Here is a 13,179-nt window from a genome sequence, read left to right on the forward strand (position 1 = left end):
TCGGATAGAGAGGTATGCTTTATTTTTTATTTATACTTTTCTCATAATAAAACTTAAATGACGTCCAGCCTTTTTATCTTCTCGATAAGAAAATCCTTGAGGATGCTTATAGGTGCATGTTGAGTCAATGGTAATCTGTTCAGACGGTATACCACTAAGTTCGCATTGTTTTTTAACCGTTTGTTGATTATCGATATGATATTTACCCGTCTCTTCGTTAAAATAAATAAATTCATTTGCATAACCTAAATTTTTAAATTTAGCATACACATCTTCATCAACTTCAAATTTTTCTTGGCTAATTGCACTACCGAGATGAACACGGAAATCTTTAATATCACATTGTTCGTTCTTTTGGATGTGTTCAAATACTTTTCTAGTTATCTCCTTCACGGTTCCTTGCCAACCAGAATGAATCACTCCTATAATGCCGCTTTTTTCACTATAAAAAATAATTGGAACGCAATCAGCTGTAAAAGTACAAAGGACGATGTGGGACTCTGTTGTATAAAGGGCATCGGTATTTGGAATGGCAGTATCTTTTGAAAGTGCTCCTCGTCCGCAATCTTTTTTTGTAACTTTATATATGTTATCGCTATGGGTTTGATTGGCACATACAAATTGTTCGATATCACAACCGATGTATGCAGCAAGCTTTTGACGATTTTGAACGACATCTTCTTCATTATCGCAAACATGAAGGGCCATGTTATGCTGTTCTAACTCTTTTTCATTTTTTAACGTGATGCCAGCAATAAATTTTTCGTTATTGAAATAAATTTTTGTTGTCATGTCTTCACTCCTAGACTCAGTTCTGCATGGTAATTTTTATTATATATTGTTCTTTCAGTTGAGTCATAAAGTATGTAATTATGTTACAGAAAATATCGGGTGAGTGAACTATATGATTTCCATTTTAGAATTGCAAATTATAATAGCCAATAAATCAAAATTTAAACACGTTATCCAATATATATACAGGTAATACTGATGGAATAATGCAATAATGGTAACTAGGAAAATTCACTTTTCAAAAACGTGATAATAGTTATACTGGTAAAAATATTTGCCAAATGGTAAGTATAAAGAAAAGCCCTATTAGGAATGTTTATCTACCTAATAGGGAGTTTGACAAACCTAATTTATTTAATTTCCTTGATAACGATGAATTAAATCGTTGTTTTGTCCTCTGGCAAATACATCTGTTCTAGTTGGTCCCCAAGATACTGCTGCTGGTGCGCTTGTAATTTGAGTAGTGCCTAAGCTTACCCATGGTTCCCAACGAGTGCCATTCCAAGTTCTCTTAAACAATCGATTTCCTACGCCTCTTATAAAGACATCAAGATGGTTTGGACGCTTAGAAGAAACGGTTGGCGCACTTGTTAATGTACCGCCAAGGCTTTCCCAATCGCTCCAGCGGTTTCCGTCCCACCATTTATGAATTAAATCATTATTTACTCCTCTAGCAAAAACATCTATTCGATTTGGTCCCCAAGAAATCGCAGCTGGTTCAGAATTTAAATTTCCTCCGAGATCTTCCCAAGGTTCCCAATAAGAACCGTTCCAAGTCCTCTTATACAATCGATTTCCTGCGCCTCTTACAAATACATCTAATTGATTTTCACGTTGAGAAGATGCGCTAGGACCGCTTGTTAATGTGCCTCCAAGACTTTCCCAACTGCTCCAGCGAGTGCCATCCCACCATTTATGGTACATGGCATCATCTGTCCCTCTTACAAACACGTCAATTCGGTTTGGACCCCAAGAAACAGAGCCAGGAGCGGATGTTAATACGCCTCCGAGGCTTTCCCAATTGCTCCAACGGCTACCATCCCACCAAATATGGTATAACGCATTGTCACTACCTCTTGCAAATACGTCTAATCGATTGGGTCCCCAAGAACTTACACTAGGAGCGCTTAATAATGTTCCACCTAAACTTTCCCAATCGGACCAACCCTCTTCTGGCCTAGGTCCAGGTTCTGGAGCCGGTCGTTCACCGCGGATATAAGCTAAAGCCAATTCAATAGCTCGAATTAATATGCGATTTACTGTGCTTTCTGGGAAATTCATTGAACGGATAAAAAGTGGGAACCAAGGATTATCACGCTGGAACTGATTATAAATTTGGGTAGGAGTGCGATTTAAATTTTGTTGATTACGTAAGTACGAAATTGTTAGAAGCATGAGGGTATCAATCATTTGGGGATTTACACCAGCTTGCTCTAGCTGCGTATATAAGTTGCTATGCTCTGTGCGAATACGTTGTATCAATTCTTGCTCACTTGGTCTTTGTTGCGGTGTTTGTTGTACATATAAAGGATTGGGAGGGTAGTAATAATTTACAGGAACATATACGTAATAATAGGGATAGCCATTATACATGTTCATATGAATACCTCCATTTCTTTGAATAGTGTATGCGTAAAGAAAAAAAATGGGACTCAAATGATTCAAAAGAGCATAGTATTTTTGGCGCATAAAATTTAAGCATGGAAATAGGAGAACGGTTGGGAGTATCACGATAAAATTCATAATTTTTTATAGAAAATTTTGTAAAGGAAAAATATAAAAATTTGATAATATTAAAAGTTTGAATCGATAATAATATCAATTAATTATTAATTAAATATTTTGTATAATGCGAAATATTTAAATTTCCAAAAAAATCACACTAGACTAAATAAAAATAATGTTTTACAATACAGAAAGCTAATACATTTGAAATAGATATTGGATTGAAACCCTTTTCAGAAAATTATGAAATTAATATTCTGAAATAAGTGTTTTTATTTTCTGAAAAATCTAATATCTAATTAGTTTTTATTACAAAATCTAAATAAATGGGGGGAGTATTACATGGTGGAATCAAAAAAGACTAAAAGATTTGCCTCTCTTTTTCTAGCATCTTCTTTAGTTGTGGGAGCTTTAGCTGGTTGTAGTGGAGGATCTGGGGGTGACCAAGGAAGCAGTTCTTCATCAGACAATGGTTCTTCTTCAAACGGTGGAGATAGCGATGTAATTAAAATTGGTGCAAACCTTGAGCTTACTGGTGCTGTTGCTTCTTATGGTTCATCTATTGCACAAGGTGCAGAACTTGCGATTGAAGAAATTAATAATAACGGTGGAATCAATGGTAAGAAAATAGAATTTGTCAAAGTTGACAATAAATCTGAAAACGCGGAAGCAACATCTGCTGCTATCAGATTAGCAACTCAAGAAAAAGTAAACGTAATGATTGGCCCTGCAACAAGTGGTAACGTTCTTGCGACAGTTCAAATTGCGAACGACAATAAAATTCCGCTTGTTACAGCTTCAGGAACTGCGCCAAACGTTACTGAGAATGCAGATGGATCTATTAACGAGTATGTATTCCGTACATGCTTTATCGACCCATTCCAAGGAGTAATTGCTGCAAACTTTGCTACAAATGAACTTGGAGTAAAAAATGTAGCGATTTTTGCAGATAACTCTTCGGACTATGCGAAAGGTTTAGCAGCTGCATTCAAAGAACAAATTGAAGCAAATGGCGGACAAGTAGTTGCGGAAGCAGCGTATGTAGCGAAAGACACAGACTTCAAATCAACTTTAACAACTCTTAAATCTAAAAACCCAGAGTTTATCTTTATTCCGGGATATTATGAAGAAGTTGGTTTAATTGTTAAACAAGCGCGTGAATTAGGAATCGATGTTCCATTAATGGGTGCTGACGGATGGGATTCTCCAAAATTAGTTGAATTAGCTGGTGCTGAAAACTTAAACAACTCATTCATTATTAACCACTATTCATCTGAAGACCCAGATCCAAAAATTCAAGACTTCGTAAAAGCATTTAATGATAAATACGGTGAATCACCAAATGCTTTCCACGCTCTTGGATATGATACAGTTTACTTCATTAAAGATGCAATTGAGCGTGCAGGATCTGTGGATGGAGCAGCAATTAAAGACGCGCTTGCTGCAACAAAAAATATTTCGCTAGTATCTGGTACAGTCTCTGTGGATGAAAAGCATAATGCGGTGAAATCTGCAACAATTTTAGAGTATGTAGACGGTACACAAACATTTAAAACTAAAATTGAACCTTAATTTTACAAGAAAGGGGGGCACACCGCCTCCCTTTTCCCGTTCGTATCCCAAATTTCCAAATATTAGTTGAATGTTCTGAACTTTTAAGAATTGACAGATAAAATATTTGCTTCATAAAAGGAGTGTGACTTTATGGATTGGTTGCAGCAACTCATTAATGGTATTTCCTTAGGAAGTATTTATGCATTGATTGCGTTGGGGTATACGATGGTATACGGTATTATCAAATTAATTAACTTCGCCCATGGAGACGTTTTCATGCTTGGCGCATTTATCGGTTTTTTTGCCATCACTCGTTGGGAAATGGGTTTCATTCCAGCGTTAATTATAGCTATGGTTGTTTGTTCAATCATTGGTATGATCATCGAGAGGGTTGCTTATAAGCGCTTAAGAAATGCAACTCGAATTGCAGCGTTAACGACAGCCATTGGGGTATCGTTCTTAATAGAGTACACCATGATATTCTTTAGAGGAGCCACACCAGAGGCTTATCCTCAAGTATTACCGCAAACAAATATTAATATCTTAGGTGCGAATATAAACTCTCAAACTATTTTTATTCTTGTAGTTACAATCATTTTGATGATTCTTTTACAATTTATTGTTCATAAAACGAAAATTGGTAAAGCGATGCGTGCAGTTTCTCACGATGCAGATGCTGCGAGACTAATGGGTATTAACGTTGATAATACAATTTCGGCAACGTTCGCAATTGGTTCCGCTTTAGCAGGTGCAGCAGGAGTAATTTTCGGATCATATTACACAAGAATTGACCCATTAATGGGCGTTCTACCTGGTTTAAAAGCCTTCATTGCGGCTGTATTAGGAGGAATTGGAAGCATTCCAGGAGCGATGGTTGGAGGCTTTATATTGGGAATCATTGAGACAATTGTAAGTGCTGTAGGTTATTCACTATGGCGCGATGCCGCAGCATTTATCATCTTAATCTTAATTTTAATTTTACGACCAGCAGGTATATTCGGTAAAAACATCCGTGAGAAAGTGTAGGTGACTGGGGAAATGAAAAAATCGAAAGCCTTTTGGGGTTATTTAGCATTTGCACTAGTAATCTATGCAGTTGTACAAGGTATGCTTGCAAGTGGAATGCTCGATTTATATTATCAAAACATGTTAATTACGATTTGTATTAACGTGATGCTTGCTGTAAGTTTGCATATCGTAATAGGGGTTACAGGCCAATTCTCTATTGGTCATGCCGGTTTTATGGCGGTAGGCGCATATATTAGTGCAATTTGTACAATGAAACTAGGGTTGCCATTTATTGTGGGAATCATATTAGCGGGGATTGTTGCAGCTGTAGCAGGTTTACTAGTCGGGGTACCTTCTTTAAGACTTAAAGGAGACTACTTAGCGATTGCTACATTAGGATTTGCTGAGATTATTCGAATTGTATTCTTGAATGTTGATTATGTTGGCGGAGCAGCAGGGATGGTTGTCAATCATGCTACAACTTGGACATATGCTTTTGTCGGTGTGGTTATTACAATCATGGTTATTTCTAATTTTACAAACTCTCGTCATGGACGCGGTTGTTTAGCTATTCGTGAAGATGAAATAGCAGCCGACGCGATGGGAATCAATACAACTTATTATAAAGTTGTTGCTTTTGTAATCGGTTCCCTTTTTGCAGGGGTAGCAGGTGCTTTATATGCACATAATTTCTATATTATTCAACCAACAGCATTCAACTTCTTAAAATCATTTGAAATTCTGATTTATATCGTATTAGGCGGTTTAGGAAGCCTTTCAGGTTCTGTCATGGCAGCTATTTTCTTAACGGCAATTTCACAATATTTGCAAGCGTTCCCAGAAACGCGAATGATCATTTACTCTGTCGTATTGATTATCGTGATGTTATATCGTCCAACAGGATTGATGGGAACAAAAGAGTTAAAAGACTTATTTAAAGTAAAAAATAGAGGGGGGTCTGAAGCATGAGTAATCCTCTTCTGAAATTGGAAAATATCGGTATACAATTTGGTGGATTGAAAGCGGTACAAAATGTCAACATGTATTTAAATAAGGGAGAACTTGTTGGACTAATTGGACCGAATGGAGCAGGGAAAACCACAACCTTCAACATGTTAACTGGTGTATATGTACCAACAGAAGGTGAAATTACCTTTAATGGTCAAAGTATTAAGGGATTAAAACCATACCAAGTATCGCATAAAGGAATCAGCCGTACATTCCAAAATATTCGATTATTTAAGGATTTAACGGTATTAGATAACGTAAAAATCGCAAACCATCAGCTTGCGAAACATTCAATCCTTTCTTCCATCTTGCGTTTGCCAACTCATTTTAAAGGCGAGGCAACTATGGAGAAAGAGTCTATTGAATTTTTAAAAATCTTTGAGCTAGACGTTTATAAAGATGAATTAGCGAAAAACTTGCCTTATGGAATGCAACGACGTCTAGAAATCGCTCGAGCGTTAGCTGCTGGACCAAAGCTTCTATTATTAGACGAGCCTGCAGCGGGAATGAATCCACAAGAAACACAAGAATTGATGGATTTAATTGCATTAATTCGAAAAGAATTTGATTTAACAATTCTATTAATCGAGCATGACATGAGTCTAGTAATGGGAATCTGTGAAAGAATCTACGTTTTAGACCATGGTCAATTAATTGCTGAAGGAACATCGGAAGAAATACGTAACAATCCAAAGGTAATTGAAGCTTACCTTGGTGAGGAGGTCGTACACTAATGCTACAAGTAAATAATATTGATGTGTTTTACGGGAATATTCATGCATTAAAAAATATCTCCTTGGAAGTTAATGAAGGTGAGATTGTTACGTTAATCGGTGCAAACGGCGCAGGAAAAACTACTTTGTTGAAAACGTTATCTGGATTACTGAAACCAAAGCAAGGTACGATTACGTACAAAATGCAACAAATTGGTGGCAAACCAGCTCAAGCGATTGTGAAAAGTGGTATTTCTCATGTGCCGGAAGGACGCAGGGTTTTTGCGAATATGTCAGTAGAAGAAAACTTGGAGTTGGGTGCTTTTCTTAGGAAAGATCGCGATGGAATCAAAAAAGATTTAGACCATGTATTTGAACTATTTCCAAGATTAAAGGAACGAAGAAAACAATTGTCCGGTACTTTATCCGGTGGGGAACAACAGATGTTGGCAATGGGAAGAGCGATTATGGCAAGACCAAATTTACTATTGTTGGATGAGCCTTCAATGGGACTTGCCCCACTAATTGTTCAACAAATATTTGAAATTATTCAAACAATCAACAAAGAAGGAACAACTATTTTACTTGTTGAACAAAACGCTCATATGGCTTTATCGATAGCAGACCGAGCTTATGTTATCGAAACTGGAAAAATTGTATTGTCAGGAACAGCGAAGGAACTTCAAGAAAGTGAAGAAGTAAAGGCGGCATATTTGGGAGGAGTATAATAAAAAAGACTGTCCGAAAAGAGAAGAGAAACTTTTCGGTACAGTCTTTTTTTATCATTATGACTGAATAGCAATCTAATATTACCATTCAATATATTCAGGATATTTCATTTGAAGAGGTAATTCATGAATTTCATGTTTTGTAATATTGGCAGTGGCTAATATTTGATCCTTTAAAGCCAAGTATTCATCATCTTCCACCATTAATCGAATAGCAAAGGCACCTAAATGCTTTTTTCTTTCTTCAAATGTTAGCTTAAGATATTCTAAGTTTAAAATATCTACATATTGAGTTGCATAACGGAAGTATTTAGGCGATTTTGATAACATTAAGTGTATAAATACATTGTAATGTTCTTCAGGCAAATGTTCTTTTAAACATTCCGTAACAAGAGATTGGAATTTTCGAATGGATGTAGTATGTGGGTTCCATGGATTATTGTCTATAAATTCATTGTATAAATCGATGAAGTCGTTTAAAGCGAGTGCTGTAAAAATTAATTCAGGGTATAAAATTTCAACGGAGAAATATACATTTTTTTCAGGAGCAAGCGTGTCTTTTTTCTTTTCAATTCCTTTATGGATGCCGTTCGCTACAAACTCGATATTACATTCTCCTTGAGTTGCTTTCCGCAATTGAAGACAAACCCCTAATATACGTTGTCTCGCACCTCGGTAATCATAATAATTATTTTCATCTCCAATAACTTCGTAGATATTCTTAATTAACTCATCTAAATCCCAATAGTCACCACTAATTCGTCCCCCTGTTAAACGTTCAGTGCTTTGAATGGATAACATTTTTATCCCACCTTTTCTAGTCCGCAAAATCTATTACATATATTGTACAATCTTTTAAATAGAAAAAACTATATATTTCTTTGATTCTACTAGTTAATCGTTATTTATTTATATAAAATACAGAAAATTGTAAAAATTGAAAATAAAAAGTTTATTTTTTTCATTAGGGGGTATGTGGTTAGCAAAGCTCACTCTAAAAAGGTCGTTTCATAGAGAAGTGTGGCGAAGGAAAATATAAAATATTTTTCAATATTAGAAATAATCTACTAATCTTTCGAATATATATTATTAGATACCTTTAGGAGTGAGTATGTTGTCATCAAGAAGTAAAGGTATAAAAATCAAAAAATGAGGGGAGTAGGAAAATGTCTGTATTAACTGCTGCATATGCATTTCCTAATACTGAAGGAGCGATTGTAAACTTCAAGGAACGCTACGATAACTATATCGGAGGACAATGGACACCACCAGTTAATGGCGAGTATTTCGATAATGTATCGCCAGTAACAGGAAAAGTTTACACAAAGGTTGCTCGTTCTACAGCGGAAGATATTGAACTTGCCATCGATGCAGCTTACAAAGCGAAGGATTCTTGGGGCAAGACTTCCGTTGCAGAAAGAGCAAGAATCTTAAACAAAATCGCAGATCGCATGGAAGAAAATTTAGAATTGTTAGCAGTTACTGAAAGCTGGGAAAATGGTAAACCGGTTCGTGAAACTTTAAATGCGGACATACCTTTAGCTATCGATCATTTCCGCTATTTTGCAGGAGTGATTCGTGCGCAAGAAGGCGGTATTAGCCAAATTGATGACAATACTATAGCTTATCATTTCCAAGAACCAATTGGTGTTGTCGGGCAAATTATTCCGTGGAACTTCCCAATCTTGATGGCAGCATGGAAACTCGCACCAGCCCTTGCAGCAGGAAACTGTGTGGTTTTAAAACCGGCAGAACAAACACCAACTTCTATACTAGTATTAATGGAACTTATTGAAGACTTGTTACCACCTGGTGTTGTGAATATTGTAAACGGTTTTGGTTTAGAAGCTGGAAAACCGTTAGCTTCCAATCCACGTATTGGAAAAGTTGCCTTTACTGGTGAAACAACAACAGGTAGACTTATCATGCAATATGCTTCACAAAATATTATTCCGGTTACATTGGAGCTTGGTGGAAAATCGCCAAATATCTTCTTTGAAGATGTAATGGAAGCAGACGATGAATTTTTAGATAAAGCAATTGAAGGATTTGTATTATTTGCTCTTAACCAAGGAGAAGTGTGTACATGCCCTTCAAGAGCATTAATTCAAGAATCCATTTACGATAAATTTATGGAACGCGCACTTGAGAGAGTAAAAGCCATCAAACAAGGTAACCCACTAGATCCAACTACAATGATAGGAGCTCAAGCTTCAACAGAACAAATGGAGAAAATTTTATCCTATATTGATATTGGTAAACAAGAAGGAGCAGAGTTGCTTATCGGTGGAGAACGCAACAATTTAGGTGGAGAATTATCAGAAGGTTTCTACATTAAGCCTACTGTATTTAAAGGTCATAACAAAATGCGCATTTTCCAAGAAGAAATCTTCGGTCCAGTAGTTGCTGTTACAACATTCAAAACGCAAGAAGAAGCATTAGAAATTGCAAATGACACGATGTATGGATTAGGTGCGGGAGTATGGACTCGCGATATTAATACAGCTTATCGAATGGGAAGAGGAATTCAAGCTGGACGCGTATGGACAAACTGCTATCACCAATACCCAGCTCATGCAGCATTTGGTGGCTATAAAATGAGTGGAATCGGTCGAGAAACTCATAAAATGATGCTTGAACACTATCAGCAAACGAAAAACTTGTTAGTAAGTTATAGTCCAAATAAACTTGGTTTCTTCTGATTCTAAAATTTAGGAGGGATGGCGTTGGTAAAACGCGTTGTAGCAACAGACGCAGCCCTTGCCCTCATTGAACAATTAAAGAAAAAACATGGCCCAATTATGTTCCATCAATCAGGCGGTTGCTGTGATGGTTCTTCCCCTATGTGCTATCCTGAAGGAGATTTAATCATTGGTGATTCGGATATATTACTAGGGGAAATTGGTGGAGCAAAGTTTTATATGCATAAAACTCAATTTGAATATTGGAAACATACTCAATTAATTATCGATGTCGTTGACGGTCGCGGAGGTATGTTTAGTTTAGAAGGCGTTGAAGGTAAACGTTTCTTAACAAGGTCGAGAGCATTTACTTCTGAGGAGCTAGCAGAATTAAATAAGGTTGGTTAACATAGAATAATATATATGGGGGAGCTTCAAGTATTGGAGTTCCCTCTTTATTTTGAAACATATCCTCCTTTCAATCGTAATAAGACTAGGAGTGATATGAAATGGATACAAATTTCCACATCAACTTTCAGAACAACTATAATCGAGCCGTAAATTTTTTTGGCAATGCCTATAATCAAAACTTTTTTATGTCTCTTGCAAGCAAATACACACTTGAAAACAGAGAATTTAGCGGCGTCGCTTTGCAAAAAGTGGTAGATAGGATGGTAGAAAACTCTAACAAAGCAATACAAAGGAATTCTCCCGTCACCTATCATATTGCCGTTCAATTTTTAGGGCAGAATATAGATGGTTGCATGGAAAACCTATTGCAAAGGGATATGGCGTTAAAAGAAGCCGGATTTACTAAATCTCCTTTTCGACTGGCGGGCGCCATGATGCTGGAAGAAGACATTCTTCTTCACGCCAAACGAGCAAAAACTTTATATGATGAAATGCACCGAAAACAATACTTTTTAACTTCCAAAGAAGATATTCCCTATGTGGTTCTTTTGTCGAAAGGGATGGAACAACCGCATACGCAGGTGGATACGATTTTGCAATATTACCAAAGCCTAAGAAAGCAAGGATTTATGTTGGGCAACTCTCTTCAATGCCTTGCACAAATCTTAACGATGTATAGTTCCGAATATAACGAAATGTTGCTTCAGTATGTTGCCGAGCTGAAAAGGGGATTGAATCAGAAAGGAATCAAAATAAAACCGATTCATTATCCCTATATCGGGATTTTGGCGTTGAATGCAACAGATAATGAAAAAATTGATGAAATTGCGGAATTACATAAATCGTTAATGGAATTGAAAATTTTCCGTATGGCAAAGGAATTGGCGTTGATTGTTTCCATCCAGAAAATCATCAGAGAGCTGGTCGAAGTTCAAAATATGGTCAATATGAAAGATCATGCATTTCTCGAAAATTTGATTCATGTATTGGGGATAACACTGGATGTTTTGGATTTTGCATTAATACCGGGAAGTGCAGGTGATTTCTTCGATTTCTTCAGTTCTTAATGCACTCCAAAAAATGTTGGGAGTGATAAAATGGAAATAAATCATAATGGAGGTGTCCTACATGAAAGAAACAAAATTATGGATTAACGGTCAATGGGAGGAAGCAAAAGAAACGTATGACTTGACCGCTCCCTACACTGGTGAAGTGATTGCGAAAGTGGCAAAGGCTTCTGTACAAGATGTGGAACGTGCAATTGAAGGCGCACATGAAGCGTTTCAAACGTTTAAGAAAACCACAGCCTATGAAAGAGCGGAAATTTTATATAAAGTTGTGGACATCATGCAGAAAAGAAAACAGGAATTTGCAGAGATTCTTGCAAGTGAAGCTGGAAAGCCGATTACTGCTGGACTGGCTGAATTGGATCGCACCATTTCTACATATCAATTTTCAGCTGAACTGGCAAAACACACTTTTGGCGAAACGGTCCCAATGGACGCAGCTCCCGGAGGAAAAAATCGCATAGGTTATACGAAACGAGTACCCATTGGCGTTGTATCAGCCATTACCCCTTTTAACTTTCCATTTAATTTAGTTGCGCATAAATTAGGACCCGCTTTTGCAGTCGGAAATACGGTTGTTCTAAAGCCAGCAACTCAAACACCCCTAAGTGCTTTAGCAATGGCGGAGATTTTTAAGGAAGCAGGACTTCCTGATGGTGCACTACAAATCGTGACGGGTTCGGGTGGAGAACTTAGCGATGTTCTTGTAACTCATCCTCTGGTGAAGAAAGTGACGTTTACAGGCAGCGGCGCAGTCGGAATGAAAATCAAAGAAAAGGTCGGATTGAGAAAAGTTACATTGGAATTAGGTTCCAATGCAGCTGTCATCATTGAACCAAGTACGCCAATTGAGAAAATCATCTCTCGCACGGTAAGCGGTGCTTTCGGCTTTTCTGGACAAGTGTGTATTTCCCTGCAGAGAATTTTTGTTCATGAATCCATTTACGACCAATTTACAGAGGCATTCGTGAAAGAAACGAAAAAATTGAAATTAGGTAATCCATTTGACCCTTCAACAGATTTAAGCGCTATGATTCATCCGAAAGAAGTTGAGCGCATGAAAGAGTGGATTGAAGAAGCGAAGGCTCAAGGAGCTAAAGTAGCGACAGGAGCTGAATTTACGGAACGTACGATGACACCAACTGTGATGGTGAACGTAAAACCAGATATGAAAATTATGTGTTTAGAAACATTTGCCCCAATTGTTTCGATTGTACCTTATAAAACATTAGACGAAGCCATAAAATATGTAAATGATTCCGATTTAGGTTTAAATGCTGGCATTTACACAAATGTTTTAACGGATGCTTTAAAAGCGGCGGATGAATTGGAAGCGGGTACAGTTGTAATTAACGATATCCCGACATTCCGTGTAGACAACATGCCGTATGGTGGCGTGAAAAATAGTGGATATGGACGCGAAGGAATAAAATACGCTATTGAAGAAATGACGGAATTAAAGTTTATTACGATTAAAACAGAATTTTAAAAG

General features: G+C 37.0%; 12 protein-coding genes. 9 read left to right on the forward strand and 3 right to left on the reverse strand.

Going from position 1 to position 13,179, the window contains the following annotated elements:
- Positions 1-30: 30 nt before the first annotated feature.
- Positions 31-792 carry a peptidoglycan editing factor PgeF gene (pgeF, locus tag NSQ18_RS07410; RefSeq protein WP_016838508.1) on the reverse strand — a complete coding sequence of 254 codons (762 nt, stop codon included), beginning with the start codon at positions 790-792 and terminating at the stop codon, positions 31-33.
- A 354-nt stretch (positions 793-1,146) separates the two neighbouring features.
- Positions 1,147-2,391: a DUF346 domain-containing protein gene (locus NSQ18_RS07415; RefSeq protein WP_096550041.1), complete on the reverse strand. Its 1,245-nt coding sequence runs from the start codon at positions 2,389-2,391 to the stop codon at positions 1,147-1,149.
- A 468-nt stretch (positions 2,392-2,859) separates the two neighbouring features.
- On the opposite strand from NSQ18_RS07415, the gene NSQ18_RS07420 reads away from it, so the two are divergent.
- The 5 genes from NSQ18_RS07420 (at position 2,860) to NSQ18_RS07440 (ending at position 7,528) form a co-directional block, all read left to right on the forward strand.
- Positions 2,860-4,089 (forward strand): ABC transporter substrate-binding protein, encoded by a 1,230-nt coding sequence (locus NSQ18_RS07420; RefSeq protein WP_016838510.1) that lies wholly within the window; start codon positions 2,860-2,862, stop codon positions 4,087-4,089.
- Between the two features lie 132 nt (positions 4,090-4,221).
- On the forward strand, positions 4,222-5,097 hold the full coding sequence (locus NSQ18_RS07425) for a branched-chain amino acid ABC transporter permease (RefSeq protein ID WP_016838511.1): 876 nt from the start codon (positions 4,222-4,224) through the stop codon (positions 5,095-5,097).
- Between the two features lie 12 nt (positions 5,098-5,109).
- Entirely contained in the window at positions 5,110-6,048 is a 939-nt protein-coding gene (locus NSQ18_RS07430; protein WP_016838512.1) for a branched-chain amino acid ABC transporter permease, read from the forward strand.
- The gene (locus tag NSQ18_RS07435) at positions 6,045-6,821 is read left to right on the forward strand and encodes an ABC transporter ATP-binding protein (RefSeq protein ID WP_016838513.1); all 777 of its coding nucleotides are present in this window, start codon (positions 6,045-6,047) and stop codon (positions 6,819-6,821) included. Before NSQ18_RS07430 ends, NSQ18_RS07435 begins: the two co-directional genes overlap by 4 nt.
- Positions 6,821-7,528 carry an ABC transporter ATP-binding protein gene (locus NSQ18_RS07440; protein WP_016838514.1) on the forward strand — a complete coding sequence of 236 codons (708 nt, stop codon included), beginning with the start codon at positions 6,821-6,823 and terminating at the stop codon, positions 7,526-7,528. Before NSQ18_RS07435 ends, NSQ18_RS07440 begins: the two co-directional genes overlap by 1 nt.
- 81 nt (positions 7,529-7,609) lie before the next feature.
- Here NSQ18_RS07440 and NSQ18_RS07445 read toward each other — a convergent pair whose 3' ends face one another.
- Positions 7,610-8,329, reverse strand: coding sequence for a hypothetical protein (locus NSQ18_RS07445; protein ID WP_016838515.1), 720 nt, complete (start codon positions 8,327-8,329; stop codon positions 7,610-7,612).
- Between the two features lie 365 nt (positions 8,330-8,694).
- Between NSQ18_RS07445 and adh the strand changes: the two genes are divergently transcribed.
- The 4 genes from adh to NSQ18_RS07465 all read left to right on the forward strand — a co-directional run bounded on the left by adh (position 8,695) and on the right by NSQ18_RS07465 (position 13,176).
- On the forward strand, positions 8,695-10,230 hold the full coding sequence (gene adh, locus NSQ18_RS07450) for an aldehyde dehydrogenase (protein ID WP_016838516.1): 1,536 nt from the start codon (positions 8,695-8,697) through the stop codon (positions 10,228-10,230).
- 24 nt (positions 10,231-10,254) lie between these two features.
- Positions 10,255-10,617, forward strand: a complete 363-nt coding sequence (locus tag NSQ18_RS07455; RefSeq protein WP_016838517.1) for a DUF779 domain-containing protein — start codon at positions 10,255-10,257, stop codon at positions 10,615-10,617.
- A gap of 101 nt (positions 10,618-10,718) precedes the next feature.
- Positions 10,719-11,687: a DUF4003 family protein gene (locus tag NSQ18_RS07460; RefSeq protein ID WP_016838518.1), complete on the forward strand. Its 969-nt coding sequence runs from the start codon at positions 10,719-10,721 to the stop codon at positions 11,685-11,687.
- 61 nt (positions 11,688-11,748) lie between these two features.
- Complete coding sequence (locus NSQ18_RS07465; RefSeq protein ID WP_168412258.1) at positions 11,749-13,176, forward strand: aldehyde dehydrogenase family protein; 1,428 nt, start codon at positions 11,749-11,751, stop codon at positions 13,174-13,176.
- Positions 13,177-13,179 lie beyond the last annotated feature (3 nt).

This window comes from Ureibacillus sp. FSL K6-0786 (assembly GCF_037965165.1).
GTDB lineage: Bacteria > Bacillota > Bacilli > Bacillales_A > Planococcaceae > Ureibacillus > Ureibacillus thermosphaericus.